The sequence below is a fragment of the Dactylosporangium thailandense genome (assembly GCF_059739745.1).
On record NZ_AP029195.1, the window covers coordinates 2920482 to 2946813 of the forward strand.

Annotated in this window: 26 protein-coding genes and 1 pseudogene; 15 read left to right on the forward strand and 12 right to left on the reverse strand. The window is 73.9% G+C overall.

Translation table 11 applies throughout. The features are described 5' to 3' along the window. Nucleotides 1-33: 33 nt before the first annotated feature. The gene (locus AC6JBM_RS13140; RefSeq protein ID WP_350623773.1) at nt 34-237 is read right to left on the reverse strand and encodes a cold-shock protein; all 204 of its coding nucleotides are present in this window, start codon (nt 235-237) and stop codon (nt 34-36) included. A gap of 84 nt (nt 238-321) precedes the next feature. Beyond that, a complete protein-coding gene (locus AC6JBM_RS13145) occupies nt 322-1131 on the reverse strand; it encodes an RNA polymerase sigma factor SigF (protein ID WP_497983882.1) in 810 nt (269 codons plus the stop codon). Between the two features lie 165 nt (nt 1132-1296). Between AC6JBM_RS13145 and AC6JBM_RS13150 the strand changes: the two genes are divergently transcribed. Continuing rightward, the gene (locus tag AC6JBM_RS13150; protein ID WP_497983883.1) at nt 1297-2757 is read left to right on the forward strand and encodes a cryptochrome/photolyase family protein; all 1461 of its coding nucleotides are present in this window, start codon (nt 1297-1299) and stop codon (nt 2755-2757) included. Nucleotides 2758-2775: 18 nt separating this feature from the next. On the opposite strand, the gene AC6JBM_RS13155 is transcribed toward AC6JBM_RS13150, so the two are convergent. After that, on the reverse strand, nt 2776-3543 hold the full coding sequence (locus AC6JBM_RS13155; protein ID WP_497983884.1) for a GntR family transcriptional regulator: 768 nt from the start codon (nt 3541-3543) through the stop codon (nt 2776-2778). A gap of 98 nt (nt 3544-3641) precedes the next feature. Next, nucleotides 3642-4112 (reverse strand): SRPBCC family protein, encoded by a 471-nt coding sequence (locus AC6JBM_RS13160; protein WP_497983885.1) that lies wholly within the window; start codon nt 4110-4112, stop codon nt 3642-3644. 40 nt (nt 4113-4152) lie between these two features. Here AC6JBM_RS13160 and AC6JBM_RS13165 point away from each other — a divergent pair, with 40 nt between their 5' ends. Next, nucleotides 4153-5298 carry a glutathione-independent formaldehyde dehydrogenase gene (locus AC6JBM_RS13165; protein WP_497983886.1) on the forward strand — a complete coding sequence of 382 codons (1146 nt, stop codon included), beginning with the start codon at nt 4153-4155 and terminating at the stop codon, nt 5296-5298. A 6-nt stretch (nt 5299-5304) separates the two neighbouring features. On the opposite strand, the gene AC6JBM_RS13170 is transcribed toward AC6JBM_RS13165, so the two are convergent. The 4 genes and pseudogenes from AC6JBM_RS13170 to AC6JBM_RS13185 all read right to left on the reverse strand — a co-directional run bounded on the left by AC6JBM_RS13170 (nt 5305) and on the right by AC6JBM_RS13185 (nt 8990). Next, nucleotides 5305-6957, reverse strand: coding sequence for a methyl-accepting chemotaxis protein (locus AC6JBM_RS13170; protein WP_497983887.1), 1653 nt, complete (start codon nt 6955-6957; stop codon nt 5305-5307). 49 nt (nt 6958-7006) lie between these two features. Beyond that, entirely contained in the window at nt 7007-7162 is a 156-nt protein-coding gene (locus AC6JBM_RS13175; RefSeq protein WP_497983888.1) for a hypothetical protein, read from the reverse strand. Between the two features lie 133 nt (nt 7163-7295). Then, nucleotides 7296-8052: pseudogene (locus AC6JBM_RS13180) on the reverse strand (NAD-dependent protein deacylase). Next, nucleotides 8049-8990: an LLM class F420-dependent oxidoreductase gene (locus AC6JBM_RS13185; protein WP_497983889.1), complete on the reverse strand. Its 942-nt coding sequence runs from the start codon at nt 8988-8990 to the stop codon at nt 8049-8051. Before AC6JBM_RS13185 ends, AC6JBM_RS13180 begins: the two are co-directional and overlap by 4 nt. 106 nt (nt 8991-9096) lie before the next feature. Here AC6JBM_RS13185 and AC6JBM_RS13190 point away from each other — a divergent pair, with 106 nt between their 5' ends. Then, nucleotides 9097-9510 (forward strand): PRC-barrel domain-containing protein, encoded by a 414-nt coding sequence (locus AC6JBM_RS13190; protein WP_497983890.1) that lies wholly within the window; start codon nt 9097-9099, stop codon nt 9508-9510. 60 nt (nt 9511-9570) lie between these two features. Here AC6JBM_RS13190 and AC6JBM_RS13195 read toward each other — a convergent pair whose 3' ends face one another. Continuing rightward, on the reverse strand, nt 9571-10410 hold the full coding sequence (locus AC6JBM_RS13195) for a helix-turn-helix domain-containing protein (protein WP_497983891.1): 840 nt from the start codon (nt 10408-10410) through the stop codon (nt 9571-9573). A 102-nt stretch (nt 10411-10512) separates the two neighbouring features. Between AC6JBM_RS13195 and AC6JBM_RS13200 the strand changes: the two genes are divergently transcribed. From AC6JBM_RS13200 to AC6JBM_RS13210, 3 genes are read left to right on the forward strand one after another with little or no spacing between them, the layout of a single operon-like run. Beyond that, nucleotides 10513-11373: an aldo/keto reductase family oxidoreductase gene (locus tag AC6JBM_RS13200; protein WP_497983892.1), complete on the forward strand. Its 861-nt coding sequence runs from the start codon at nt 10513-10515 to the stop codon at nt 11371-11373. 42 nt (nt 11374-11415) lie between these two features. Then, on the forward strand, nt 11416-11751 hold the full coding sequence (locus tag AC6JBM_RS13205) for an STAS domain-containing protein (RefSeq protein WP_497983893.1): 336 nt from the start codon (nt 11416-11418) through the stop codon (nt 11749-11751). Between the two features lie 29 nt (nt 11752-11780). Then, a complete protein-coding gene (locus tag AC6JBM_RS13210; RefSeq protein ID WP_497983894.1) occupies nt 11781-13190 on the forward strand; it encodes a class-II fumarase/aspartase family protein in 1410 nt (469 codons plus the stop codon). Here AC6JBM_RS13210 and AC6JBM_RS13215 read toward each other — a convergent pair. After that, on the reverse strand, nt 13121-13345 hold the full coding sequence (locus AC6JBM_RS13215; RefSeq protein ID WP_350623799.1) for a hypothetical protein: 225 nt from the start codon (nt 13343-13345) through the stop codon (nt 13121-13123). The two genes, AC6JBM_RS13210 and AC6JBM_RS13215, sit on opposite strands and share 70 nt — an antisense overlap. Before the next feature lie 70 nt (nt 13346-13415). On the opposite strand from AC6JBM_RS13215, the gene AC6JBM_RS13220 reads away from it, so the two are divergent. Continuing rightward, complete coding sequence (locus AC6JBM_RS13220; RefSeq protein WP_497983895.1) at nt 13416-13871, forward strand: TY-Chap domain-containing protein; 456 nt, start codon at nt 13416-13418, stop codon at nt 13869-13871. Between the two features lie 33 nt (nt 13872-13904). Here the strand turns inward: AC6JBM_RS13220 and AC6JBM_RS13225 are convergent, their stop codons facing one another. After that, nucleotides 13905-16205, reverse strand: a complete 2301-nt coding sequence (locus AC6JBM_RS13225; protein WP_497983896.1) for a putative bifunctional diguanylate cyclase/phosphodiesterase — start codon at nt 16203-16205, stop codon at nt 13905-13907. A 152-nt stretch (nt 16206-16357) separates the two neighbouring features. On the opposite strand from AC6JBM_RS13225, the gene AC6JBM_RS13230 reads away from it, so the two are divergent. Then, on the forward strand, nt 16358-17236 hold the full coding sequence (locus tag AC6JBM_RS13230; protein WP_497983897.1) for a Rieske (2Fe-2S) protein: 879 nt from the start codon (nt 16358-16360) through the stop codon (nt 17234-17236). Between the two features lie 115 nt (nt 17237-17351). On the opposite strand, the gene AC6JBM_RS13235 is transcribed toward AC6JBM_RS13230, so the two are convergent. After that, the gene (locus tag AC6JBM_RS13235) at nt 17352-18578 is read right to left on the reverse strand and encodes a protein kinase domain-containing protein (RefSeq protein WP_497983898.1); all 1227 of its coding nucleotides are present in this window, start codon (nt 18576-18578) and stop codon (nt 17352-17354) included. A gap of 1131 nt (nt 18579-19709) precedes the next feature. Between AC6JBM_RS13235 and AC6JBM_RS13240 the strand changes: the two genes are divergently transcribed. From AC6JBM_RS13240 to AC6JBM_RS13270, 7 genes are all read left to right on the forward strand, one after another. Beyond that, nucleotides 19710-20528, forward strand: a complete 819-nt coding sequence (locus tag AC6JBM_RS13240; protein WP_497983899.1) for a hypothetical protein — start codon at nt 19710-19712, stop codon at nt 20526-20528. 266 nt (nt 20529-20794) lie between these two features. Next, a complete protein-coding gene (locus AC6JBM_RS13245) occupies nt 20795-21100 on the forward strand; it encodes a hypothetical protein (protein ID WP_497983900.1) in 306 nt (101 codons plus the stop codon). A gap of 279 nt (nt 21101-21379) precedes the next feature. Beyond that, nucleotides 21380-22363 carry a LacI family DNA-binding transcriptional regulator gene (locus AC6JBM_RS13250; protein ID WP_497983901.1) on the forward strand — a complete coding sequence of 328 codons (984 nt, stop codon included), beginning with the start codon at nt 21380-21382 and terminating at the stop codon, nt 22361-22363. A gap of 33 nt (nt 22364-22396) precedes the next feature. Further along, nucleotides 22397-23584 carry an extracellular solute-binding protein gene (locus tag AC6JBM_RS13255; protein ID WP_497983902.1) on the forward strand — a complete coding sequence of 396 codons (1188 nt, stop codon included), beginning with the start codon at nt 22397-22399 and terminating at the stop codon, nt 23582-23584. After that, complete coding sequence (locus AC6JBM_RS13260) at nt 23581-24630, forward strand: ABC transporter ATP-binding protein (protein WP_497983903.1); 1050 nt, start codon at nt 23581-23583, stop codon at nt 24628-24630. Before AC6JBM_RS13255 ends, AC6JBM_RS13260 begins: the two co-directional genes overlap by 4 nt. Further along, a complete protein-coding gene (locus AC6JBM_RS13265; protein ID WP_350623816.1) occupies nt 24630-25502 on the forward strand; it encodes an ABC transporter permease in 873 nt (290 codons plus the stop codon). Before AC6JBM_RS13260 ends, AC6JBM_RS13265 begins: the two co-directional genes overlap by 1 nt. Continuing rightward, the gene (locus tag AC6JBM_RS13270) at nt 25499-26332 is read left to right on the forward strand and encodes an ABC transporter permease (protein ID WP_497983904.1); all 834 of its coding nucleotides are present in this window, start codon (nt 25499-25501) and stop codon (nt 26330-26332) included. Before AC6JBM_RS13265 ends, AC6JBM_RS13270 begins: the two co-directional genes overlap by 4 nt.

A 26332-nucleotide genomic window follows, 5' to 3' on the forward strand; every position in this document is an offset into this window, starting at 1 on the left:
CACTCCCGAGGGGCTGCGCTCAGACGTGCGCCCTCAGACGGGGCGCACGTTCTCCGCTTGCGGGCCCTTCGGGCCTTGGGCGACCTCGTACTCCACCTTCTGCCCGTCTTCCAGGCCGCGGTAGCCGGTGCCGACGATCGCCGAGAAGTGGACGAAGACGTCGGGGCCACCGCCATCCTGCTGGATGAAGCCGAAGCCCTTCTCGGAGTTGAACCACTTCACGGTACCGCTGGCCACGCTGTCCTCCTGATGCCTGGGATCTTCACGCTACCGGCCGCCGCGGGCCATGGCGTTCCCCACTGCGGGGGAATCGCGGCCCGTTCAGCCGCGGGTGAGCTGGCCGCGCAGGGTGTGCAGGGTCTTGGCCAGCAGGCGCGAGATGTGCATCTGGGACAGGCCGAGCTCGGCGGCGATCTGGGTCTGGGTGCGGTTGCCGAAGAAGCGCATCGCGATGATCCGCTGCTCGCGCTCGGGGAGGCGGGCCAGCAGCGGCCGCAGGGCCTCGCGGGTCTCGAACCGCTCCAGCGCCGAGTCCGGCTCGCCGAGCATGTTGCCCAGGTCGGTCGGGCCGTCGGCCTCCGTCGTGGCGGGGGCGTCGAGGCTCAGCGCGCGGTACGCGCGACCGGCGTCCAGGGCCTCGATCACGTCCTCCTCGCTCACGTCGAGCGCCGCGGCCAGGTCGGCGACCGTGGGGGAGCGGCCCAGGCGCTGCGTCAGCTCGCCGGCCACGCGGTTGATGCGCAGGCGGGTCTCCTGGACGCGGCGGGGCACCCGCACGTCCCAGCAGTGGTCGCGGAAGTGGCGCTTGAGCTCGCCGGTGATGGTGGGGATCGCGTAGCCGATGAAGGCGGCGCCGTGGGTGGGGTCGAAGCGGTCGACGGCCTTGATGAGGCCGACGGTCGCGACCTGGACGAGGTCGTCCTGCTGCTCGCCGCGGTTGCGGAAACGGGCGGCGAGGTGGCCGGCCAGCGGCAGGTAGAGCTCGATGATTCGGGTGCGGACCCGGCTGCGGTCCGGGCCTTCGGGCAGGTCGGCGAGGAGGCTGAGCAGGGCCAGCGCCTCGGCGTCCTCGGCCCGGCGGCGCGCGGCGGCCGACGTCGGGGCGGATCGGGTGTGCATGTCGGTGGTCATGGACGAGGGACCTCACGCGGAGCGGGGGGCTGTAGTTCTGATCTCGACCGTAACGCCGATATTGCAACATTACAACTGTTGCGTCGAATTGTGCGTCGATTCCGAACGGGTGGTAACCTGCGGCTTTCACGCGGGCCCGGGCCCCGCACCAGGAGAATCGCGGGCATGAAGCGGCGCTGGCTGTTCGCGGACCAACTGGGGCCGCACTTTCTCGAGGACGCCGCCCAGCCCGTCCTGCTCGTGATCTCCAAGGGTGTGTTCCGGCGGAGGGTGTACCACCGGCAGAAGGCCCACCTGGTCCTGTCCGCCCTGCGCCACCGGGCCGCCGAGCTCGGCGGCCGGGCCGAGCTCGTGGTCGCCGAGCGCTACCGGGACGCGGTCGGCACCGAGCCCGTCGAGGTCTGCCACCCGACCTCGCGCCCGGCCCGCGACCTGGTCAGGAGCATCGGCAACGCCACCCTGCTGCCCCCGCGCGGGTTCATCACCGAGCCGGGCGACTTCGTGCGCTGGGCCGACGGGCGGCCCCGGCTGCTGCTCGAGGACTACTACCGCGACGCCCGGCAGCGCCACGGCATCCTCATGGACGGCGCCGAACCGGCCGGCGGGCGCTGGAACTTCGACGCCGAGAACCGGCAACCGCCGCCGCGCGGGGCGGCCGGGCTCGGGCTGGCGCCACCGCCGCCGATCGCCGAGGACGACATCGACGAGCGGGTCCGTGCCGAGCTCGACCGCTGGGAGCGCGACGACGGCATCGCGTTCGTCGGGCGGGACGGGCCGCGGCGGTTCCCGGTCACCGCGGCCGAGGCCGAGGCGCGCCTGGCCCACTTCCTCGAGCACCGGCTGCCCGCGTTCGGCCCGCACGAGGACGCGATGCTGCGCGACGACCCGCTCATGGCCCACTCGCTGCTCTCGGCGAGCCTCAACCTCGGGCTGCTCGACCCCCTCGACGTGGTGCGGCGGGCCGAGGCCGAGTTCCGCCGCGGCGCCGCCCCGCTCGCCGGCGTCGAGGGGTTCGTCCGGCAGATCCTCGGCTGGCGGGACTACGTGTGGCACTGCTACTGGTACTTCGGCCCCCGGTACGCCCACCGCGACGCGCTCAAGGCCCGCCGCCGGCTGCCCGCCTGGTTCGCGGACCTCGACCCGGACGCGCTCACCTCGGCGTGCCTGCGCGACGTGCTCACCCGGGTCCGCGACACCGGCTGGGTGCACCACATCCAGCGGCTCATGGTGCTGGGCAACCTGGCGCTGCAGCGGGACTGGCACCCGGGCGCGGTGGCCGACTGGTTCGCGCGGTGCTTCGTCGACGGGTACCCGTGGGTGATGACGCCCAACGTGATCGGGATGAGCCAGTACGCCGACGGCGGCCGGCTCGTCACCAAGCCCTACGCGGCCGGCGGCGCCTACATCAACCGCATGAGCGACTACTGCGGCGGCTGCGCGTTCGACCCCCGCCACCGCGACGGCCCCGACGCGTGCCCGTACACCGCCGGCTACTGGGCCTTCCTGCACCACCACCGGGAGCAGCTGGCGGGCAACCACCGGCTCCGGCAGCCCCTGGCCCAGCTGGACCGCCTCGACGACATCCCGGCGATCGCCGCGGCCGAGCGTCGCCGCAGTGTCTTCTAGCAGACTTCCAGAAGCCGTCTAGAAGCCGTCGAGCAGGTGCTTGAGGCCGAACTCGAACAGCTCCGTGTCCGCGTCCGCCTCGGCCCTGCGCGCCCTGCGCTCCTCCTGCTCGAGGCTCATCGCGCTGCCCCGCACGAAGTTGACGAGCACCGCCGCCAGCGGTTGCGCGTCGGCCCGGCCCTCCAGGGCCCGCTGCGCCCAGGCCAGGTGGGTGGCCGGGCTGAGCTCCGGGTTCGTGAACGAGACGGTGAGCGCGAGCCAGGAGTGCTGGCGGTACAGCCGCCAGTGCAGCCGGGCGAGCCGCTCCAGCTGCGCCCGCCACGGGCCGGCCGGCTTCGGCGGCGGGTGCTTGGCGAAGACCGCGTCGGCCATGAGCAACTCGAGCTCGGCCCGGTCCTGCACCCACTTGTAGAACGTGCCCGTGACCAGGCCGCCGGCGCGCTGGCCGATGAGGCGCAGCGAGAGGTTGCCGAGCCCGTCGGCGTCGGCGAGCTCGATCGCGGCGTTGACGATCCGGGCCCGGGTCACGTCGCCGTGGGCCGGCGGCGGCTGCCACGCGGCGGCGACGGTGGGCGCGTCGGCGGTGACGATGAGCCCCGGCCCGCGGTGCTTGGCCGCGAGCCCCTCCTCGCGCAGCAGGGTCATCGCCTTGTACGCGGTCGCCATCGTGGCGTCCCACCCGGCCATGATGTCCTTGGCGCTGGGGATGTCCTCGCCCGGCCGCAGGTCGCCGTCGAGGATGCGCCGGCGCAGATCCGCGACGATGTCGGCCGCAAACCGCGTCACGCCCGTCCCCCTTTGCCCGCTCTCGCGCCCCGTCGGACTTCGCGGTCGAGAAGTCTAGCCGAGGTCTGCAGCGGGCGACCGCCGCGGCTGCGCGGCGCTCAGGACCGGCGCTCGACCTCGCGGGCCATCTTGCGCAGGGCCTGGCCGAACCCGGCCCGGCCGACGGCCGCGACGAGGGCGCCGGTCACCCGGTCGAGGCGGTGCGGCACGACGGTCACGTCCTCGGACCAGTCGACCCGGCAGCGGCCGGCCTCCAGCGGCAGCACGCGGAACCACGCCCGGCCCCGGATCACCCGCCCGTGCTTGTCGATGTCGCACCGCCCGGGCCGCCCGCCCTCCGGCGGCTCCCAGCCCACCACGGTCATCGGGTCGTCGAAGCCGAGCGGGCCGAGATGGGACCGGGCGACGAACCCGGCGCCGGGCCCGTCCATGCGCGCGGTGGTGAGCCGCACCGTGGTGAGCGGCGCCCAGCGGGCGTGGTTGCGCCAGTCCACGAGCGCGGCCCAGACCTCGGCGGCCGGCGCGCGAACCTCGACGGAGACGGTGAAGCGGGCCATCCGCTCGACCATAGCCGTTACGGTGCTACGGGGCCGGGTAAGCGTACGGGTCATGAAGGCAGTCGTTTATCGAGGTCCGCGCCAGGTCGAGCTCGCCGACGTGCCCGACCCCTCGATCCAGGCGCCGACCGACGCGATCGTGCGCATCACCACGACCAACATCTGCGGCTCCGACCTGCACATGTACGAGGGCCGGACGTCCGTCGAGCGGGGCAAGATCCTGGGGCACGAGAACATGGGCGTCGTCGAGGCCGTCGGGCCCGCGGTGACCCGGGTCAAGACCGGCGACCGGGTCTCGGTGCCGTTCAACATCGCCTGCGGTACGTGCCGCAACTGCGACTCCGGGTGGACCAGCTTCTGCCTGCGCGTCAACCCGGCGGACGGGATGGACGGCGCGGCCTACGGCTACGCGAACATGGGGCCCTACGACGGCGGCCAGGCCGAGTTCCTACGCGTGCCGTACGCCGACTTCAACCTGCTCGAGCTGCCGCCCGGCATCGAGCACGAGAACGACTTCGCGATGCTGTCGGACATCTTCCCGACGGGCTGGCACGGCACCGAGCTGGCCGGGATGCGGCCGGGGGACCGGGTGGCGGTCTTCGGCGCCGGGCCGGTCGGGCTGCTCGCCGCGCACAGCGCGATGATCCGCGGCGCCTCCGAGGTGTTCGTGGTCGACAAGGAGCAGGACCGCCTCGACCTGGCGGTGAAGATCGGGGCGACCCCGGTCGACTTCTCCCGGGGCGACCCGGCCGAGCAGATCCTCGAGGCGACCGGCGGCCGCGGCGCCGACTGCGGGGTCGAGGCCGTCGGCTACCAGGCGCACGACCGGGGCGGCGAGGAGCACCCGGAGCTGGTGCTGGACAACCTCGTCAAGGTGGTGCGCTCGACCGGCGGGATCGGGGTCGTGGGCGTGTACGTCCCCGACGACCCCGGCGCCGCGACCGGCCCGGCCAAGCAGGGCCGGATCGGGTTCGACTACGGCACCTTCTTCGCCAAGGGGCAGCGGATGGGCACGGGGCAGTGCCCGGTCATGCGGTACAACCGGCAGCTGCGCGACCTCATCATCACCGGCCGCGCGCAGCCGTCGTTCCTCGTCTCGCACGAGCTGCCGCTGGAGCAGGCGGCCGACGGCTACGACCACTTCGACCGGCGCGACGGCGGCTGGACGAAGGTGCTCCTGCGCCCGGGCAAGCGGTAGCCGGCGTCAGAGCTTGAAGCGGCCGACCTCGCGCTGGAGGTCGGCCGCCAGGCGCGAGAGCTCCGTGACGGTGGTGTCGGCCTCGGCCAGGGTCGCCGAGGTCGCCTGGGCGGCCTGGGCCACGCCGGAGATGTTCCCGGCGATCCCGGTCGCACCGTGCGCGGCCTCGCCGACGCTGCGGCTCATCTCCGCGGTCGTGGCCGACTGCTCCTCCACCGCGGAGGCGATGGTGAGCTGGTAGTCGTTGATCCGCGCGATGATCCGGCTGATCTCGCCGATCGCGTCGACGGCATTGCCGGTGTCGGCCTGGATCGCCTCCACGCGGCGGGAGATGTCCTCGGTCGCGCGGGCGGTCTCCTGGGCGAGCTCCTTGACCTCGTTGGCGACGACCGCGAAGCCCTTGCCCGCCTCGCCGGCCCGGGCCGCCTCGATGGTGGCGTTGAGCGCGAGGAGGTTCGTCTGCTCGGCGATCGAGGTGATTACCTTGACCACGTTGCCGATCTCGGCCGAGGAGTCGCCGAGCTTGGAGACGGTCTCATTGGTGGTCTGGGCGACCCCGACCGCCTCGGCGGCGACCTGGGCGGCCTCGCCGGAGTTGCGGGCGATCTCGCGGATCGAGGCGCCCATCTCCTCGGCCCCGGCCGCGACCGTCTGCACGTTGTGCGAGACCTCGCCGGCCGCGCCCGCGGCGACGTCGGACTGGCGCGCGGCCTCCTGGGCGTTCGCGGCGATGCGGCCGCTGACGACGGTGAGCTGCCGGGAGCTGTCGCCGAGGGTGTGGGAGCCGCTGGTGATGGCCCGCACGGTGCCGCGCAGCCCGTCGCGGGCGTCGTTGACGGCGGCGGCCATCTCGCCGAGCTCGTCGCGGGCGTACACCTCGGCGGGCTTGGTCAGGTCGGCCGCGGCGAGCGCCCGCAGGGCCTCGGAGACGCTGGCGAGCTGGCGGCGCAGGATCCCGGCGACCCAGGCACCGGCGGCCAGGGCGATCAGGAGCCCGCCCACGAGCAGCGAGACGATGTAGATGCGGGCGTCGGTGTACTGCTTGTCGGCCCTCGCCGCCGTCGCGCTCGCCTCCTGGTCCTCGAGCTTCTGCAGGTCGTCCAGCGTGGCGGCCACGCCCTCCTCCAGCTTCGTGGACACCGCGACGAGCTGGTCCTGGGGCGGCACGGTGTAGCCGGCCGGCGGGGCCTCGTGGAACACGACGACGTTGCGCAGGGTGCGGTACTGGTCGAGGTCCCCGGTGACCTGGTCCAGCACGGCGAGCCGGCCGCTGGAGCCGGCCGCGAGGCTGCGATAGGCGGTGACGGCGGCGTCGAAGCGCTGGTCGGCGGTGGTGGCGGCGGCGCGGTACGGGGCCGCCTGGCTCTGCGCGCCGCCGGCGACGAAGAGGGAGAAGATGAGCATGTTGCGGTACATCTCGGCCATGCCGGCCCGCATCTCGGTCAGCTGCGCGGCGCTGTCCAGGTGGCGGCTCTTGATGTCGTGCAGGTCGGCGTTGAGCTTCGACATCCGGGCCAGCGACACCACGGCCACGGCGGTGGCCACGAGCGTCACGAGCAGGACGGCGAGGAACGCCTTCGTGATGACCCCGCGATCGGCGACCGCGGCCGTCAACCGCCCGCGTGCGACCGTGACCTGCACACCCCGCTGCTGTGCCACCGCAGAACCCCCCGCCGACTCCGATACGGCGCACTGAGCGCCGTTCGGATCATCGGCGGACGCTCGCGGAACCTGAGGCGACCCGGGCGGCAACCGTGCGCACCCCGGCGCCGCGGCGCAGCTGCCGGCGGTCCCAGGCGAGCAGGAGCCATCCGGCCCCGCGCAGGGCGACGGCACCGGCAAGCACCCACAGGACCCACGGCATGGCCTGTCTATGCCCCGCGCGGGTCCGGTTCACACAATCCGCCCCGCGCGGGTCCGGTTCACACCATCCGGCGCGGCGGGCGCAGCAGCACCGCGGCGAGGGCGGCCGCGGCCAGGGTGACGGCGGCGGGACGTCAGGCCGGGACGAGGGCGGGCAGCAGCGTGGCGGCCGTGCCGCGCAGGTTCACGGTGCTCACCGCGTCCAGCGGGGGTCGCGTCCGGGTTCACCTGGATGACCGCGGCGCCCGCGCGGGCCGCGATGCGGGGGATCTCCGCCGCCGGGTACACCACGCCGGACGTGCCCACGGTCAGCAGCACGTCGCAGCCGGCCGCGGCCGCCACCGCGGCGTGCAGCGCGGGCTCCGGCAGCGCCTCGCCGAACCACACGACGCCGGGCCGGACCAGCGCGCCGCACGTGACGCAGCGCGGCGGGGCGATGCGCCGCCCCTCGTCCGGCCCCTCGTCCGGCTCCTCGGCGCCGGCGAGCGCGGCCGGGTGCGCGCCGTCCCCGACGCACCGCGGCGCGAAGAGGCTGCCGTGCAGATGGATCGGTGCCGTGCTCCCCGCGCGCTCGTGCAGATCGTCGACGTTCTGCGTGACGACCGTCGTGGCCGGGATCGCCGCCTCGAGCGCGGCCACCGCGCGGTGCCCGGCGTTCGGCTCGGCCGCGCGGGCCCGGGCGGCGCGCCACGCGTACCAGCCCCACACGAGATCGGGGTCGGCGTGGAAGGCCTCGGGCGTCGCGAGGCTCCCGGCGTCGTAGCGCGCCCACAGCCCGGTCAGGTCATCGCGGAACGTGGGCACGCCGCTCTCGGCCGACATCCCCGCCCCGGTGAACACGACGACGTGCCGCGCCGCGGCCACCAGCGCCGCGGCGCGCTGCAGGCTCACGTCAGGCCCTCGGCGCGCAGGCGGGCGTGGAACTCGCCGGCCACGTCGACGTAGGCGTCCATCTCCGTGACCAGGTTCGACACCGTCAGGAACACGTGGCCGACGCCCGCGTCCGCCAGCGCCGCGATGTCGCGCACGATCTGCTCGACGCTGCCCGTGTACGGCCGGCGCCCCTCCTCCGGCACCGCTTCCAGGGTGCCGGAGACCCCCACCTGGAACGTGCACGCGATCGCCGAGGGGTCGCGGCCGAACTCCCCGGCCATCTCCCGCAGCCGGGCGAGGGTCGCGGCCACGGCGGCGGGCGGCATCCCGGTCGGCAGCCAGCCGTCGCCGCGGCGCGCGACGCGGCGCAGGGCCGCGTCGGAGAACCCGCCCAGGAACACGGGTATGCGGCGGGCCGGCTTCGGGCCCACCTCGGCCGGGGCGATCGTCCAGCGCTCGCCGGAGTACGACACCGGGTCCTGTCCCCAGACGGCCTCGGCGACGTCGAGGAACTCGTCCAGCGCCGCGCCCCGCTCGGCGTGCGGGCGCGGGGCGAGCGCGGCGAACTCGTCGATGCTCCAGCCCGCGCCGACGCCCGCGACCACGCGCCCGCCGCTGACCGCGTCGAGGCTGGACAGCGTGCGGGCCAGGCGCGCGGGCACGTGCAGCGGCGCCACGAGCACGCACGTGCCGAGCTCGACCCGCTCGGTGACGGCGGCGGCGAGGGTGAGCGCGACGAGCGGGTCGAGCACGCCGCCGTACCGGACCGGCCAGGGCGCACCGGGCACGTTGTAGAGCCCGTGGGGGCCGCTCTGGTCCTCGGGGAGCAGGAAGCGCTCGAAGACCCAGACGCTGTCGAAGCCGATCTCCTCGGCGGCCCGTGCGGCCCGCGTGACTGCGGTGCGGGGGTCGAAGTCCTTGAGCTGGGGCAGGCCGATCCCGACTTTGAGCGCCACCGTGGCATCCTTTCCACGTCCGTGATCACGGCGACCCTATGCCATCGACGGTTGAGACCGTCGCGGGCGGGTAACCCGACGCGTAGGACAGTGAAAGGAGGCTCTCATGCAGCCGATCACATTCCTGCCGTGGGCGTGGCGAGAGACGTTCAACGCCGACGCGGCGGATCCTCGGTTCCCCGAGGAGCACCGCAACGACCTGGATCTCTCCGGGTACCGGGTCGAGGCCGTCGACGGCCACATCGGCTCGATCGACCGCGCCACCTACGAGGTCGGCAACTCCTGGGTGGTGGTGGACACCGGGCCGTGGATCTTCGGCCGCAAGGTGCTGCTGCCCGCCGGGACGGTGCGCAACGTCGACCACGCGGAGCGCAAGGTGTACGTCGACCGCACGAAGGACCAGATCAGGCACTCGCCGGAGTACGACGAGCGCACCTTCGGCACCGACGACTACCGCCGGCAGGTCGGGGACTACTACACGACCAGCTACCGCGACGAGCAGGAGCACGTCCTGCGCTGATCCAGCGCTCGTACCATCGGACGGGCCCCCAGGCACCCGCCTGGGGGCCCGTTCCCGTGCTCATACCGCCGTGCCGCGCTCCACGGGGGCCGCGGCGGCGAGCGACCCGAGCAGAGCCAGCGCCCGTGCGCTGTCCGATCCGGGCTCGGCGTGGTACACCACCAGCAGCTGCCCGCCGGAGTCGCCGATCACGAGCTTCTCCCGGCGCAGCTCGAGCAGGCCGACCTCCGGGTGCCGCAGCCGCGTCGGCGCGCCCGCGAGGGGCTTCACGTCGTGGCGCGCCCACAGGCGGCGGAACGGCTCGCTGGCCAGGGACAGCTCGCCGACGAGCCGCTCGACCCGCGGGTCGGCCGCGTCCGCGGCGATCGACGTGCGAAACGCCGCCACCATCCCGCCGAGGGCCTGCTCCCAGTCGGGCAGCAGGTCGCGCTCGTCGGGGTCGAGGAAGATGTCGCGCAGCCGGTTGGCGCCGGGGTGGATCCGCGGCGAGAGCGCGGTCGCGAGGCGGTTCGCGGCGAGCACCTCGAAGAGGCGGCTCTCCACGAACGCGGGCAGCCCGATCACGTCGAGCAGCTGGCGGACGCCGGCCGGGACAGTCTCGCGGCGGGGCCGGCGCGGGGCGCGCGGGCGGGCGGCGGTCAGGCTCAGCAGGTACTGCGTCGCCTCCGCGTCGAGCCCGAACACCCGCGCGATCGCCTCCAGCACCGGCGGCGACGGGTTGCGGTCGCGGCCCTGCTCGAGGCGCAGGTAGTAGTCGGCGCTGATGCCGGCGAGGGTGGCGACCTCCTCGCGGCGCAGCCCCGGCGTGCGCCGGACGCCCACGACGCGCAGGCCGGCGTCGGCGGGGTCGACGAGCTCGCGCCGGGCCCGGAGGTATTCGCCGAGCGCGTTGGTGCTCACGAGCCCAGCCTACGACCGCTCGGCGGCGCCCATCCTGGTCCTGTCACTCCCAGGAAGCGCGCGGCGCTGCCTGAGTCCGAGCACAGTGGGCATGGTGGAGCCATGACAGCGAACAACCTTCCCGGCGGCGTCTACCGCACCGGCGACCTCGACCTGACCCGGTTCGGCTACGGCGCCATGCAGCTGGCCGGCCCGGGCGTCTTCGGCCCGCCGAGGGACCGCGGGGCCGCCGTGGCGGTGCTGCGCGAGGCGGTGGGGCTCGGCATCACGCACATCGACACCGCCGACTTCTACGGCCCGCACGTCACCAACGAGATCATCCGCGAGGCGCTGTACCCGTACCCGGCCGGGCTGCACATCGTCACCAAGGTCGGCGCGCGCCGGGACGAGCAGGGCGGCTGGCCGCACGCGCGCACCCCCGACGAGCTGCGCGCGCAGGTCCACGACAACCTGCGCAACCTCGGCCTGGAGGCGCTCGACGTGGTCAACCTGCGCGTCGGCGGCTTCGACGCGCCCGAGCCCGGCTCCATCGCCGAGCAGTTCGGGGCGCTCGCGGAGCTGCGGGAGCAGGGGCTCATCCGGCACCTGGGGCTGAGCACGGTCAGCGCCGAGCAGCTGGCCGAGGCGCAGGCGATCGCGCCGGTGGTGTGCGTGCAGAACATGTACAACATCGCCCGCCGCGAGGACGACGCGCTCGTGGACATCACCGCGGCCCAGGGCATCGCGTACGTGCCCTACTTCCCGCTCGGCGGGTTCTCGCCGCTGCAGTCGGAGACCCTCGGCGCGGTCGCCGAGCGCCTGGGGAGCACGCCGCTGTCGGTGGCGCTGGCCTGGCTGCTGCGGCGCTCGCCGAACATGCTGCTGATTCCCGGCACGTCCTCCGTCGCCCACCTGCGGGAGAACGTCGCCGGGGCGGCGCTGGAGCTGCCCGCCGACGCGCTCGCCGAGCTCGACGCCATCTAGCCTTCGCCAGGGGGGGCCGCCGGTCGACTGTATATTGTCGCGGTGGGCAGCGACCTGATCGCGGACCGGGAGGTCGGCCGCGACTCCGGCGGCCGGGCGACGGTGATCGTCCGCCTGCGGGGCCTCGTCGACCTCGGCACCCAGCCGATCCTGGAGCGGGCCCTGGACGAGGCGCTCGCCGTGCGCGGAGTCTCCGACATCGTGGTCGACCTCGACGGCCTGACGCTGCTCGACTCGACCGGGATCGCGACGATGCTGCACGCGTACCGTCGCGGCGCCGCGGCCGACGTCGGGCTCCGCGCGATCGGCGCGAGCGGCATGGTGCACCGCGTCCTGGAGATCACCGGCGTGCTGAAGGTGCTCACCGGCGAGGATTGACCGCCGTGGTTCGCGGGCATGCACATGTAATGAGCACCTCCCGTTTCACTGATGACAGCGTTCCCGAGACCGGCATCCGCAAGCTGTTCACGACGGCGGGGCACTGGCAGCGGTGGCTGGACGTGGAGGCCGCGCTCGCGCTGGCGGAGGCGGACGCCGGGGTGGTACCTCCGGATGCGGCCGCGGCCATCGCCGCCGCGGCCCGCCTGGACCGGCTCGACAAGGGCCGCATCCGGGCCGGGATCGCGACCACCGGGCACCCGCTGATGCCGCTCATCACCGAGCTGACCCGGGTCGTCGGCGCCGACTACGGCGGCTGGGTGCACTGGGGCGCGACCACCCAGAACATCACCCAGACGGGCGATGCGCTGCTGCTGCGCGACGCCCACCGGCGGCTGCTGGGCCTGCTCGGCCGGGTGCTCGCGGCCGCCGCCGGGCTCGCCGAGCGCGGGGCGCGGATGCCGATGGCCGGCCGTACGCACGGACAGCACGCGGTGCCGGTCACCTTCGGCTTCAAGGCGGCCGTGTGGATCGACGAGCTCCTGCGCCACCTCGACCGCCTGCGCCGGTGCGAGCCGGCGGTGTTCGTCGCCATGCTCGGCGGCGCGGTCGGCACCCACGCGGCCCTCGGCGCCGACGGCCCGCGCGTGCAGGCCCGCCTCGCCGAGCGCCTCGGGCTGTGGCCGATGGCGGTGCCGGCGCGCAGCACCGCCGACGGACTCGCCGAGTACGTGTGCGTGCTGGCCCTGCTCGCCGGCACCGGGGGCAAGATCGGGCGGGAGCTGTACTCGCTGATGCAGACCGAGTACGGCGAGGTCCTCGAGCCCGCGGCCCCGGGCGACGTCGGCAGCAGCACCATGCCGCACAAGCGCAACCCCAAGCTCTCCCAGGACATGATGACGATCTCGGCGCAGGTCCGGGCGCTGGTGCCCCAGGCGCTCGAGGCGATGCACGCCGACCACGAGGCCGACGGGGCGTACACCGCGATGCTCGACGACGCCGTGACCCGCGCCTGCGTCCTGGCCGGCGACCAGCTCGTCCGGCTCGCCGTGGTACTCGAGGGCCTGGAGCTGGACCCGTCCCGCATGCGCGCGAACCTCGGCCTCACCGGCGGCCTCATCGTCTCCGAGGCGGTCATGCTGGCCCTGGGCAAGGTGATCGGCCGGCAGGAGGCGCACCGGGTCGTGTCGGACGCCGCGCACCGGGCGGCCGCCGGCGAGGGCACGTTCGCGGGGCTGCTGGACACCGACCCGCGCGTGACCACGTACCTGTCCGCGACCGACCTGCGGGCGCTGCTCGACCCGACCCGGCACCTGGGCCTGTCGGCGGAGCTGGCCGCGGCGGGCGCCGCCCGCGCCCGCGCGGCCGTTCAGCCCAGCTGGGACGTCAGCCCGGCGGCGAGCACCTCGGCCTGCACGTCGGTGATCTCCTCGCCGTAGTCGCGCACCAGGTCGGCCTTGGTGTAGACGATGTGCCCGTCGGTCGCCGCGGCCTCGGCCACGAGCCGCACCCCGTCCTGCGCCACGGCGAGCGCGGGGTCGGCGTCGGTCGACTGCGCGAGCGCGCGGATGTCGTCAGCGGTGATGGTCGTCATGGGCACATGGCTGCCCGGCCCGCTCACCCGACAAACATGGGCCGATGCGCATCGCGTTAGAGTCGCAGCAATGACGCCGCCTACCTGGGACGCCTTCGCCGAGGCCCTGCCGCGCGAGCTGGCCGGCCTCGCCGACGGGGTGCTCCTCGTGATCCGCTCGAAGGACCGCAGCTGGGATTTCGCGCAGTTCGCGCAGGACGCGCACGAGCTGCACGCCGAGGTCTCCGGCGAGCGCGTGAACCTGCCGCCGATCGCGCGGCAGGACACGCCCGAGGGCCGCCGCATCCTGGAGTCGCACGGCTGGCAGCCTCCGGACGAGGACGCGGGCTTCCTGTGGCACCGGGTGCTGCCGCGCCCCGCCCGCGAGGCCGATCTGCGCGCGGTGGCCGCGGGGGTGGTCGCCGCCCTGCGGGACGTGAACGGGATCGCGGGGCCGCAGCGGCTGCAGTACGACGCCTGGAACCCGCAGGCCGGCAACCGCCACTGGCCCGTCGACCTCCCGGGCGTCGAGTACCAGCAGACCTGACCCGCGGCTCGGTCCACGCGGGCCCGCCGGCCGTCACGCACCCAGCGGCGCGGCGGGGGCCGGGGCTCCTTCGATGATGAGGCCGTCGATGCCGGCCGGGGTCATCGGGCGGGCGAAGTGGTAGCCCTGCGCGGTGCGGTACCCCATCGCCGCCAGCCGGTCCGCCTGCGACTGCAGCTCCACGCCCTCGGCGACGATGTCGAGCCCGACGACCCGCGCCAGCGCGAGCACCGCGGCGGGCATGATGCCCCGGCGGCCGGACTCGTCGCGCTGGACGAACGAGCGGTCCAGCTTCAGCTCGTCGACCGGCAGGTCCTGCAGCAGCGTCAGCGAGGACTGGTCGGTGCCGAAGTCGTCGAGGGAGACGCGCACGCCGAGCCGGCGCAGCTCCTCGAGCCGGGCCACGGCCGGGCCGAGGGCGACCGCGGCGCTCTCGGTGATCTCGACGGTGAGCCGGTGCGGGGGCACCCCGAAGTCCGACAGCGCCGCGGCCACCGTGTCGGTGAACGCCGCCACGGCCAGCTGCCGGGCCGAGACGTTGACGTGCATGACACCGGGGGCCTCGGGGCCGAACTCGGCGATCCACGCCGCCAGCTGCCGGCACGCCTCGCGCAGCACCCACTCCCCGAGCGGGACGATGAGCCCGGTGCGCTCGGCGACCGGGATGAACTCGGCGGGCGGCACGGGCCCGCGGGCCGGGTGGTTCCAGCGCACCAGCGCCTCCACGCCCCGCAGCCGCCCGTCGCCGAGCGTCACGATCGGCTGGTACTCCAGGAAGAGCTCCTCGCCGAAGATCGCCTGGCGCAGCTGCGCGCCGAGCGCGGCCGAGCCCGCGACCGCCCCCGCCATGTCGGGCTCGTAGCGCCGGTACCCGCTGCCGCCGTCGTGCTTCGCCGCGTACATCGCGATGTCGGCGAGGCGCAGCAGTTCCCCGGGGTCGTCGCCGGTGCTGCCGTCGGCGATGCCGATGCTGGCCCGCACGAGCAGTTCGTGGCCGTCGGCGAGGACCGGCTCGGCCAGGGCCGCGACCATGCGCTGCGCCACGACCCCGGCCTCGGCGGGATCGATCGCGTCCAGCAGGACGACGAACTCGTCGCCGCCCAGGCGGGCCACCAGGTCGCCGGGGCGCACGCTCGCGGCCAGCCGCGCGGAGACGGCCACGAGCAGCGCGTCGCCGGCCCCGTGCCCGAGCGTGTCGTTGACGAGCTTGAAGTCGTCCAGGTCGACCAGCGCCACGCTGACCGGCCGCGGGGCGCCGCTGCGGCCCAGCACGCCGGCGAGCCGCTGGTTGAACAGCGCCCGGTTCGGCAGCCGGGTGAGCGCGTCGTGGGTGGCGTTGAAGTCCAGGCGCTCCATCAGGGTGGTGTTCTCCCGGAACGCGGTCACCTGCCGCCACACCACCAGCCCCGTCAGCACCACGGCGGCGATCGCGGTCACGCCCAGGTCGGAGGAGCCGTCCGCGATCGAGGCGAGCAGCAGGACGTCGATGGCGGCGACGGCGAGGTACGGCAGCACGCTGAACGGCCGCCGCGACGCCGCCCGGGGCGCCTCCGGCTCGACGAGGGTGTGCTGCTGACGCCGCGCGCCCAGGGTCGCGCACACGAGCACGACGGGCACGGACACCTGGGGCAGGCTCAGGTGCGGCTGGTCGAGGATGAACCGCTGCGCCACGCCGCTGAACGCGCCCGCGAACATGCCGAACGCGAACAGCCGCAGCGCGCCCCGCGCCACGAACGCGTGGCCGGACAGCGCGACCTTCACGATGACGAAGACCGCGACCAGCTCGAGCACGAGCGTGAAGCCCGCGACGGCCAGGGAGGCGATCTGGTACCCGTTGGACTCCAGCAACGGCTGAGTCTGGTAGTGCCACATGAACACCGCGGCCGCCACGAGCACCGTCGAGGCGTCCAGGCCGATGCGCAGCCGCTCGTCCGCGCTCGTGGTGCCCATCGGCAGCCGCCACAGGGCCCACAGCAGCGTCAGGACCGCCGAGCCGTACACGGCCACGGTGAACGGCGACAGCTCCTGGCTCGGCACCGTGCCGCCGATCGCGTCGACGGTGTTGAAGACGGTACCGAGGCCGGCGAGCGCGGCGACGACCGCCAGATGCCGCCAGAACCGCCGGGTGGGCGGGGCGAACGCGCCGGAGCGCGCGATCTGCAGCGCCGTCCAGACCGGGATGAGCACCGAGATCGGCGTCGCCAGCCACATCAGCATCAGTGGCGTGCGCTGCTCGCCGAAGTTGGCCGCGAAGACCACGACAGCGTACGCGGCCAGGAGCACCGAGCCGAGCACCGCGCGGTCCAGCCTCTTGCCCACCATCGCGAAGTTCACGTCGTCCCATCGGCGGACACCGGGACGTAATTGAGCGCGCAACGGTTGCGGCGGGGTACCCGTTGCGTTTCGCCCGCCTGTTCCGGGGTTGCGTTTCGGCCGCCTGTTCCGGGTTTTCGTTTCGGCCGCCCGTTCTGGGGCAAGCGGCCGCCATGGCTACGTTGCTCGCCCGCCTGGAGGCCGCTCACCCGCTCGACCGGATCGCCGACGCGCTTCGCCGCGCCGCCCTGGCCACCGCCGGCCGCGGCCGCCTCGGCGCGCTGCTGCACGGCGTCGGCTTCGGCCACCCGCTGCACCCCGCGATCGTGCACCTGCCCGTCGGTGCGTGGATGAGCACCGCGATGCTCGACGCGCTGCCCGGCCGCGACACGCCGGGCACCCGGCGCGCGGCCGCCACGCTGCTGACCGCCGGCACCGCCGGGGCGCTGCCGGCGGCCGTCACCGGGCTCGCCGACTACGCGACGCTCTCCCGGCAGCAGCGCCGCGTCGCGGTGGTCCACGTCGCCGCCAACCTCACCGCGCTGGGCTGCTTCGCCGCGTCGATCGTGGCGCGCGCCCGCGGCGACCACCGCCGCGGCCGAGCCCTGTCCTTCGCGGGGCTCGGTGCCGCCGGTGCGGGGGCGTACCTCGGCGGCCACCTCGCCTTCGCCCAGGACGCCGGGGTCAGCCACGCCGCGGCCGCCCTGCCGCTCGTCCCGCACGGCTGGCACCGGATCGACGCGGTGCCGGCGATCGCGGAGGGGCGCGTGTGCTCGTACACGGTGGGGGACACCCCGGTCGTCGTGTACCGCGACCACCACGACGGCACCGACCGCTTCAGCGCGCTCGTGGCCCGCTGCGCGCACCGCAGCGGCCCCCTGGCCGAGGGCCACATGGTGGACATCGACGGCGAGGCGTGCCTGGAGTGCCCGTGGCACGGCAGCGTGTTCCGCCTGTCGGACGGGCGCGCGATGCACGGCCCGGCCAGCTCGGACCAGACCATGCTGCGCACCCGGGTCCGCGATGGCCAGCTCGAGGTCGCCCGCCCCTGAAACCGCGGTGCGCTCGCCCTCCTGGCGCGGACCGGGTCCGCGATGGCCAGCTCGAGGTCGCCCGCCCCTGAAACCGCGCGGTGCGCACGCCCTGCTGGCGCGGCCTGATGGTGCCCTAGTCGGCGGCGGCTCCCGCGGCGATCGCGATCGGAACCAGCGCGGTGCTGATCAGGACGCAGGTCGCGATGCTCTTGACCGTGGCGAGATCCAGGCCGAAGGGCGCGGCGGCCATCGCGGTCAGCGCTGCCCCGCCGACCACCACGATGACCCCCGCCACGACCAGGGCGAGCCAGAGCCGCCACCGCGAACGGTTGCCGGGCCGCCGAGCCACCGGCCCGGGATGCGTGTGCTCACCGGATCGCTTCGCCCGTGGGGCCTGCCTGGACCGTGGGGTGCGCTCGGGTCGTGGCGCCCGGGCGAGGTCACCATGGGACGGCGGGGGTTGCCGCACGGCCGGTGCGAACACCGCCCGAACCGGGTCGAACGCCAGCTCCGGTGGAGGCGGTGCCACCCGGCGGGTGACCGGGGGCTCGGACGCCAGGTGCCGCAAGTGCCGGCGAACCTGCCGCAAACTCGGCCGACGATGGGGGTCGGTCTGGCACAGCCACCGCAGGACACGCTTGAGGCGTTCCGCCCGGGACACCTCGATCGGCCACGCCAGCGTTCGCATGATCGCACTCGGCGTCCGCCAGTACCCGAACAGATCGAACGGCGGCACGCCCGTCACGGCGAAATGCAGCACGGCTCCGAGCGACCACAGATCCGCCGCCGCGCCGGGCCGTTCCCGGCCGAGACGCTCGGGCGCGGCGTAGTCGGCGGCGGGACGGGACGTGACGTCCGGGTCGATGCCGAAGCCGGTGATGGAGATGCGGTCGTCCGCGTCGAGCACGACGTCGTCCGGTGAGAGGCGGCCGTGCACGACGCCGGCTCGGTGGGCGGCCGCCAGCGCGTCGGCGATGGCCAGCCCGATGCGGCCGGCCCGCGGCTCGCTCATCGGCCCGTCGTGCCGAACGACCTCCGTGAGGGTCCGGCCGGACGGCGCGTCGGTCACGATCCAGGCGTGCACGTCGTTCAGCACGGCGTGGACGGGCAGTATCGACGGATGTGCCAGACGCGCCGCCGCGTGTGCGAGCCGCAACGCTTCGGAGCGGCCGTCAGCGCTCGATGTGATGCGGCGCAGCCGGACGTGACATCGCCGTGCCCGGTCCCAGGCGACCCAGACGTGCCCGGTCCCGTCGGTGAGCGACGAGGCGAGCACGTACCGGGCGCCGATCCACATGCCGGCCCGGGGCTCGGCGGGAATCGGTGCGCCCGGTACCCGGGCCCGGCCGATCGCCGCCATGGCAGTGGTAGCGGCAGTGGTAGCGGCAGCGGTGGTGGCCGGTGCCGTGGGGCCGTCGTGGTGCCGGCTCAGCGCCGCGATCGAGGCGCCGCGCCGTACCCGGGTGACCAGGTTGTTGACGGCCCGACGCCACGGCGTGATGCGCCGATGGCGCCGCACCGCAGCCGGCCGGTGCGTGCGTGACGTAGACGCCCCGACGACGTCCGGTTCGAGCGTCGGGTGGGTGGCCGTGCCGGCGGGCCTGGCCTTCGGTGGCGCCGCCCGGATCGCGGGTCCGGCCGGCACGAACGGCGGCGGTAGCGGTGCCCCGGACTGCGCGGGAGGAACCAGCCAAGGCGGGGGAAAGGCTGTCGCCCCGTCACCGGTGACCGGTGCGGACGTCGGGACGCCGTCGGGTCGATGACGGGGCGTCACCCGGGCGACAGCCGGTCGTGGCGTGGCCGGCGTCGGGACCGCAACACGGCCTTGCGCCATAGGCGCGGCGCGACCGTGTGCGGGGTGCGTGACGTGACCGTGTGGTGTCGCGGGCGTGGCGCGACCGTGTGGTGTCGGGGGCGTGACGTGACCGTGTGGTGTCGGGGGCGTGACGTGACCGTGTGGTGTCGGGGGCGTGACGTGACCGTGTGGTGTCGGGGGCGTGACGTGACCGTGTGGTGTCGGGGGCGTGACGTGACCGTGTGGTGTCGGGGGCGTGACGCGGCCGGTCGGGGGCGTGGCGCGGCCGGTCGGGCGCGCTGTGCGGCCTTGCGTCGCACCGGCATTGGGGGCCTCGACCGGCGCGGTCCCGGAGGGCGTGGTGCGGGGCGATGGAGCGGTGCGGGGCGTCGGAGGCGTCGCAGCGGTGCGGGGCGTTGGAGCTGTCGAAGGCCGCGCGAACCATTGCACCTGGTCGGCCGGCCGCTGACCGGTCGAGTTCCCCTCCGGCGCGCGATTCGCCAATGTCGCCGCCGTCGCAGTGGTCGGTGTGGTCGGTGCCGCCGGTGCGGCCGGTGCGGAAGCGATCGCCCGGCCGATCGGGGGCCGGGTCACCGTCTGCTCCTCGCGAAGGCGTGCGACATCCCGCCGGGCCCGCTCCGCGTCGGCGTGTGCCCGCGCCGCGTCGGCCCGCGCTCGATCGGCGTCGGCGCGGGCATGGTCGGCGTCGGCCCGCGCTCGTTCGGCGTCGGCCCGCGCTCGTTCGGCGTCGGCACGGGCATGGTCGGCGTCGGCATGTGCCTGCTCCGAGTCGGCACGAGCGCGGTCGGCCTCCGTCAGTGCCTGTTCGGCCTCCGTCCGTGCCTGTTCGGCCTCCGTCCGTGCCCGCTCAGCCTCCGAGCGCGCCCGCTTCGCAGCCCCCTGTGCCTTCCCGGCCTCGGCCCGGGCCCAGTGGATCTCGTTGCGCAGCTTGTGCCCCTTGTCGAGGGCGTCGAACTCGACCCGGCTCAGGCGCCGGCGCAGCCGGTCGGCCTCCTCGCCCTCGTCGGCCCGCGCGCTCAGATCCGGGTCGCCGGGCGGCGGTTCGTCGCGGGCCTGCCGGTACAGCTCGGCGAAGCGCTCCCGGGCCTCATCCCGCCGCGCCACGTCCACGGCGATGTCGAGGACCATCGCCACGGTCTTCCAGGGCGGACCGGCCTCGGCCCCGAACTGCCCGGCGAACCGTTGCGCGAGGACCCGCGGCTTCTCGTGCGCGTGAACCCTGTACCGGCGCTTCACGTCGCGGGCCAGGCCGGCCCACGGCCGGTCGCCGTACCTGGTCACGAGCTCACGGCGGACCTCCAGGCAGTACTGCGCGGATTTCGGCCGTCGCCGGTTGACCTCGGTCTCGGCGAGCAGTCGGCTGGTTCCGCGGGACGCGTCGGCGGCGGGCTCGCGCTCGGCGAGGGGCATGGTGACGGGGGTCCTTTCGCGGGAGATCAGCGCCGGAAGATGTCACATTCTGTAGCATCCACGGACGCCCGCGCAGCCCCGTAGCCGTGCTTTGTGTCCGGTTTGCGATGACGGGTCGAGTGACCGGTGCGTGACCGGCCGGTCCACCGTGGACGGTCATCGGTCGGCCATTCGTGGCAGGTCATTCCCGGTCAACCGGGGGTCGGCGGCGATTTCCCAGGTGGCGGCCCTGGTCCGGGTGTTGACGGTTCGGGCGGTCGGAGCGGGTGGGGACGTCTGGTTGAAATCCGACACACTGCGTGATGGCCTCTGGTGGTCCAAGACGGACTCCATGGAGGAAACGATCATCGATGACCGCCCATCCGCAGCGAACCGGCGATGCGCGCCGGCGCACCACGCTCCGCTTCTCCGCCAGGCTCGGCTGGCGGGGCGTGGACGGTGAGGGCAGCGCCGACACCGAGGGCGGCGACCAGGGCGAGGTGGTGACCGCCATCGCGCTGGCCATCGGCGTCGGCGTCAGCGTTGTGCCCGGCGCCGGCCTCGGCGTGCTCTGCCTGCTGCTGCCCGGGGTGCCGAACTGGCTGGCGATCGGGCTGCCGCTCGCCGTGTGGGTGGCCACCACCGCCGGCGTGCTGCTGCGTCTGCACCGGCGCTGACCGCGCAACCGGGACCGCGCACCGATCGGGCGGCGGCGGCGGTGTGCCGTGCCGTCGCCGCCCGAAGCGCGACCGGGCTCGTGACAGGATTCCGCACCGATCGGGCGGCGGCGGTGTGCCGTGCCGTCGCCGCCCGAAGCGCGACCGGGCTCGTGACAAGATTCCGCACCGATCGGGCGGCGGCGATGCGCCATGCCGTCGCCGCCCGAAGCGCGACCGGCCTCTTGACAAGATTCTGAAAAGGTTTGCAAACTCGACGGTGATCGATGGGAGGCATCGATGCCGGTGACGATCAAGGACGTGGCTCGCGCTGCCGGGGTGTCCGCGTCCACCGTCAGCCGGGCGCTCGCCTCGCCCGATCTCGTGCGCGCCGACACCCGGCTGCGGGTGCGGCAGGCCGTCGCCGCGCTCGGGTACCACCCGAACCGGGCCGCCCGCGGGCTGATCACCGGGCGCACCGGCAACCTCGGGCTGCTCGTGCCCGACCTGGCCAATCCCTTCTTCCCCGGCGTCGTCAAGGGCGTGCAGGCCCGCGCCCGCGAGTTCGACTACGCCGTCTTCCTCGCCGACACCGACGAGGACCCGGCCGCCGAGGCGGGCCTGGTGCGCAACCTCAGCAAGCAGGTCGACGGGATCGTCCTGTGCTCGCCGCGGATGAGCGAGGACGAGGTGCGCGCGCTCACCGGCGACACCCCGATCGTGCTGCTCAACCGGCGCGTCGGGCGGGTGCCGTCGGTCACCGTGAACAGCGTCGGCGGGCTGCGGCACGCCGTCGGGCACCTGAGCGCGCTCGGCCACCGGCGGGTCGCGTACGTGCCGGGGCCGAAGGCCTCCTGGTCCAACCGGGAGCGGCTGCGGGCCCTGCGGCAGGTCACCGCGGCCGCGGGGGTCGACCTCGTCGAGACCGGCAACGCGGTGCCGAACTTCGCCGGTGGGGTCGCCGCGGCCGACCAGGTGCTCGCCACCGGTGCGACCGCGGTCTTCGGCTACAACGACCTGGTCGCGATCGGCATGCTCAGCCGGTTCGCGGCGCGCGGTGTCGCGGTGCCCGGGCGGATCAGCGTCATGGGCTTCGACGACATCGTGCTCTCCGAGATGGTCAGCCCGGCGCTGACCACCCTGGCCCAGCCGAAGGAGCAGACCGGCCGGGCCGGTGTGGACCTGCTCCTGCAACTGCTCGAGGACCCGGCCCACCCGATCCGGCGCCGGGAGCTCGAGTCCCACCTCATGGTCCGCGACAGCACCGGACCCGCCGCCGCCTGAAGTGAAGCGACAGCAAGTGAAGGGAACTCCGCCATGTCCCTCACCCGACGCGCCCTCGCCCTGACCGCGGTCCTCGCGCTCGCGGCCTGCGGCGCCCCCGACAAGCCCGCCGGCAGCACCGCCGAGAGCGGCGGCCCGGTGCCGGACACCCCGTCGGCCCCGGTCAGCCTCAACATCCTCGACGTCGCCGGGAACCTGCAGCTCACGCAGGGGATGATCGACGAGTTCACCAAGCAGAACCCGAAGGTCATCTCGAAGGTGACGTACGCCAAGGCGACCGCCCCCGAGCTCGCCGGGAAGATCAAGGCTCAGCAGGACGCCGGGCGGGTCGACATCGACCTCGTGCTCACCGGCGTCGACGGGCTCGCGGCCGGCATCGACCAGAGCCTGTGGCTGCCGATCGCGAGCAAGGTCACCGCCGACTATCTGCCGGGCGCGCAGGCGATGCAGAAGCTGGCCGGCGAGTTCGGCGTCACCGTCACGTACTACCCGTCCGGGCCGCTCATCGAGTACCTGCCGGCGAAGGTGCCCAACCCGCCGAAGACCGCGCAGGAGCTGCTGGACTACGCCAAGGCGAACCCGGGCGCGGTGCAGTACGCCCGCCCCGCCAACTCCGGCCCCGGGCGCACCTTCCTGATGGGCCTGCCGTACCTGCTCGGCGACAAGGACCCCAAAGACCCGGTCAACGGCTGGGAGAAGACGTGGGCCTACCTCGCCGAGCTGAACAAGTCCGTGACGCTGTACCCGTCGACGACGAGCGAGACGATGAAGAGCCTGGCCAACGGCTCCGCGAAGATCATCGCGAGCACGACCGGCTGGGACATCAACCCGCGCGTGCTCGGCCAGGTACCGAAGGAGGCGGCGATCGGCTCGCTGCAGGGCTTCCACTGGGTCACCGACGCGCACTACGTGACCGTGCCCAAGGGCGTCTCGGCCGACAAGCAGTCCGCGATCCTGCTGCTGCTCAAGTCCATGCTCACCAAGGAGCAGCAGGCGAAGGCGTACGACAAGGGGTACTTCTACCCGGGCCCGGCGGTCAAGGACGTGCCGCTGTCCATGGCGCCCGCCGACAGCCAGAAGGCGATCGCCGACTACGGCCGCCCCGAGTACGACGCGCTGATCTCCGGCAACCCCCTGGAGACGCCGCTGGATGCCAAGTCGCTCGTGGCCGCGTTCGACAAGTGGGATCGCGAGATCGGCGGCGCGAAGGTGAACAAATGACCGGGCCGGCCCTGAGGCTGGAGGGCGTGACCCGCAGGTTCGCGGGTCACGCCGCCCTGGCGGACCTCACCCTGGACATCGAGCGGGGCGAGTTCATCGCCCTGCTCGGCCCCTCCGGCTGCGGCAAGACCACGGCGCTGAACTGCCTCGCCGGGCTGTTGCCGCTGTCCGAGGGCCGGATCTGGCTCGACGACCGGCGCCTCGACACGCTGCCGCCGGAGCGGCGCGGCTTCGGCATGGTGTTCCAGAATTACGCGCTGTTCCCGCACCTGAGCGTGCGCGGCAACATCGCCTTCGGGCTGCGGATGCGCCGGCTGCCCCGGGCCGAGATCCGGCAGCGCACCGACGAGGCGCTGCGGCTGGTGCGCCTCGAGGAGCACGCGGCGAAGCTGCCCGGCCAGCTCTCCGGCGGCCAGCAGCAGCGGGTCGCGATCGCCCGCGCGGTCGTCGTCTCGCCCTCGCTGGTGCTCATGGACGAGCCGCTGTCCAATCTGGACGCGAAGCTGCGGCTGGAGATGCGCACCGAGATCCGCCGGCTGCACCAGCGCCTCGGCCTCACCACGGTCTACGTCACCCACGACCAGGAGGAGGCGCTGTCGCTGGCCGACCGGCTCGTCGTGCTGCGGGCCGGGCAGGTGCAGCAGATCGGCTCGCCGGAGGAGCTGCACGACCGGCCGGCCAACCCGCACGTCGCCGACTTCATGGGCTTCCGCAACCTGCTGCGCACCACGGCCGAGACCGTCGACGGCGACCGGGTCAGGTTGCGGATCGAGGGCGTTCCGTGCACCGGCTCGGCCGTCGGCGACGTCCGGCCGGGCGCCGGGGTCGTCGTGGCCGTCCGGCCCGAGAACCTGGTGCCGGCCGAGGACGGGCTGCCGTGCGTCGTGGACGTCGCGGAGTACCAGGGCCGCGACATGGCCGCGGAGGCACTGACCGGCGGCGGGCTGCGGCTGCACCTGCGCACCACCGCGCGGCTGGCCCCGGGGGACCCGCTCACCGTCGCGATGCGCAACGCCCTCGTCTACCCGGCGGAAGGGTGGGACTGATGGTCGCGCTGCGGCACCGGCTCGCCGAGCGCGGCATCGACCGGCAGCTGTGGCTGCTCGCACCGGCCGCCGCGTTCGTCGTGCTGCTGTTCATCTACCCGTTCGCCTACGGGGTCGGGCTGTCGTTCCAGCCCGAACGAGGCGGCCCCTTCGAGGCGTACCGCAGCTTCTTCGCCGACGCCTACGACCGCGACACGATCTGGACGACGCTGCGCATCGCGCTGCCCGCCGCCGTGTTCAACGTCGCCGCCTCGGTGCCGATCGCCTACCGGATGCGGGGGCGGTTCCGCGGCAAGCGGGCCGTGACCACGCTGCTCGTCGTGCCCATCACGCTCGGCACGGTGCTGACCGCGCAGGGCCTGCTGAACTACCTCGGCCCGACCGGCTGGCTGAACCGGCTGCTGCTCGACGCCGGGGTCATCGACAGCCCGATCCGGCTCGTGCACAACTCCTGGGGCGTGTTCCTGTCGCTGGTCATCACCGGGTTCCCGTTCGCGTTCCTGCTGGTGCTGTCGTACCTGTCCGGCATCGACCCGAGCCTGGAGCGCGCCGCGGCGACCCTCGGGGCCGGCTGGTGGCAGCGTTTCCGGCGCATCACGCTGCCGCTGCTGGCGCCGGGGCTGGCGACGACGTTCTGCCTGACGTTCGTGCTCGCCTACAGCGTGTTCCCGTCCGCGGTGCTCGTCGGTGACCCGGCGGGGGAGACGCGCGTGATCGCGTACGCCGCGTGGCAGGCCCGCTACCAGCACTACGACTTCGCGCAGGGCAGCGCCATCGCGATCGTCATGGGCCTCGTCGAGCTGGTCGTGATCGGGATCGTGCTCGGCGGCCGCTCCCTGCTGTACACCGGGCCCACGGGAGGCAAGGGATGAGCCGCCGGATCGTCGCCCGCCCCGCGGCGTGGCTGGTGTGGGGCGCCGTCGTGTTCTTCATGCTCAACCTGGCCGGGGTCGTCGGCTCGGTGCTCGTGAGCTCGTTCGGCCGGCAGTGGTTCGACACCTGGCTCCCGCAGGGGTACACCGCGCAGTGGTACGCCCAGGCCTGGGACGAGTTCGGGCTGCCGCACGTGCTGCTGGTGACCCTGGAGGTGTCCCTCGCCGTCGTCGCGGTGTCCCTGCTCGTCGGGGTCCCCGCCGCCTACGTGCTCGCCCGGCGCGACTTTCCGGGGCAGCGGCTGGTGTACCTCACGTTCCTGCTCCCGATCCTGATGCCCCCGATGACGTACGGCATCCCGCTGGCGACGGTGCTGTACAAGTACGACCTCGCCGGGCATTTGTCGGGTGTCATCCTGGCCAACCTGGTGCCCTCGGTGCCGTTCGTCATCCTCACCATGACCCCGTTCATCGAGCAGATCGATCCCACCATCGAGCGCGCGGCCCGCATGTGCGGCGCGAGCACCCGCCAGGTGTTCCTGCGCATCCTCGCCCCGCTGCTGGTGCCCGGGATCCTCGCGGCGTCGATTCTGGTGCTGGTGCGTACGATCGGCATGTTCGAGCTGACGTTCCTCACAGCCGACGAGGAGTCCTCCACCCTGGTCGTGAAGCTCTACGCGGAGATGGCGTCGCCGGGCATCCGGGCCCAGCAGTCCATCGACGCGATGGCCGTGGTCTACACCGCGACCATGCTCGTGCTGCTCGTGATCGCGCTGCGGATCGTCAACCCGACCCAGCTCGTCGCCCGTGTCAAGGAAGAGGTCGACTGA

Excerpts from the sequence above, each read along its gene's own strand:
- AC6JBM_RS13160 (WP_497983885.1), bottom strand. The coding sequence starts at position 4,112 with ATGGTCGAGCGGATGGCCCGCTTCACCGTCTCCGTCGAGGTTCGCGCG.
- AC6JBM_RS13150 (WP_497983883.1), top strand. The coding sequence starts at position 1,297 with ATGAAGCGGCGCTGGCTGTTCGCGGACCAACTGGGGCCGCACTTTCTC.
- AC6JBM_RS13255 (WP_497983902.1), top strand. The coding sequence starts at position 22,397 with ATGTCCCTCACCCGACGCGCCCTCGCCCTGACCGCGGTCCTCGCGCTC.
- AC6JBM_RS13165 (WP_497983886.1), top strand. The coding sequence starts at position 4,153 with ATGAAGGCAGTCGTTTATCGAGGTCCGCGCCAGGTCGAGCTCGCCGAC.
- AC6JBM_RS13215 (WP_350623799.1), bottom strand. The coding sequence starts at position 13,345 with ATGACGACCATCACCGCTGACGACATCCGCGCGCTCGCGCAGTCGACC.
- AC6JBM_RS13270 (WP_497983904.1), top strand. The coding sequence starts at position 25,499 with ATGAGCCGCCGGATCGTCGCCCGCCCCGCGGCGTGGCTGGTGTGGGGC.
- AC6JBM_RS13190 (WP_497983890.1), top strand. The coding sequence starts at position 9,097 with ATGCAGCCGATCACATTCCTGCCGTGGGCGTGGCGAGAGACGTTCAAC.
- AC6JBM_RS13220 (WP_497983895.1), top strand. The coding sequence starts at position 13,416 with ATGACGCCGCCTACCTGGGACGCCTTCGCCGAGGCCCTGCCGCGCGAG.
- AC6JBM_RS13245 (WP_497983900.1), top strand. The coding sequence starts at position 20,795 with ATGACCGCCCATCCGCAGCGAACCGGCGATGCGCGCCGGCGCACCACG.
- AC6JBM_RS13230 (WP_497983897.1), top strand. The coding sequence starts at position 16,358 with ATGGCTACGTTGCTCGCCCGCCTGGAGGCCGCTCACCCGCTCGACCGG.
- AC6JBM_RS13210 (WP_497983894.1), top strand. The coding sequence starts at position 11,781 with ATGAGCACCTCCCGTTTCACTGATGACAGCGTTCCCGAGACCGGCATC.
- AC6JBM_RS13260 (WP_497983903.1), top strand. The coding sequence starts at position 23,581 with ATGACCGGGCCGGCCCTGAGGCTGGAGGGCGTGACCCGCAGGTTCGCG.
- AC6JBM_RS13250 (WP_497983901.1), top strand. The coding sequence starts at position 21,380 with ATGCCGGTGACGATCAAGGACGTGGCTCGCGCTGCCGGGGTGTCCGCG.
- AC6JBM_RS13240 (WP_497983899.1), top strand. The coding sequence starts at position 19,710 with ATGGTCGGCGTCGGCCCGCGCTCGTTCGGCGTCGGCCCGCGCTCGTTC.
- AC6JBM_RS13200 (WP_497983892.1), top strand. The coding sequence starts at position 10,513 with ATGACAGCGAACAACCTTCCCGGCGGCGTCTACCGCACCGGCGACCTC.
- AC6JBM_RS13265 (WP_350623816.1), top strand. The coding sequence starts at position 24,630 with ATGGTCGCGCTGCGGCACCGGCTCGCCGAGCGCGGCATCGACCGGCAG.
- AC6JBM_RS13175 (WP_497983888.1), bottom strand. The coding sequence starts at position 7,162 with ATGCCGTGGGTCCTGTGGGTGCTTGCCGGTGCCGTCGCCCTGCGCGGG.
- AC6JBM_RS13235 (WP_497983898.1), bottom strand. The coding sequence starts at position 18,578 with ATGGCGGCGATCGGCCGGGCCCGGGTACCGGGCGCACCGATTCCCGCC.
- AC6JBM_RS13145 (WP_497983882.1), bottom strand. The coding sequence starts at position 1,131 with ATGACCACCGACATGCACACCCGATCCGCCCCGACGTCGGCCGCCGCG.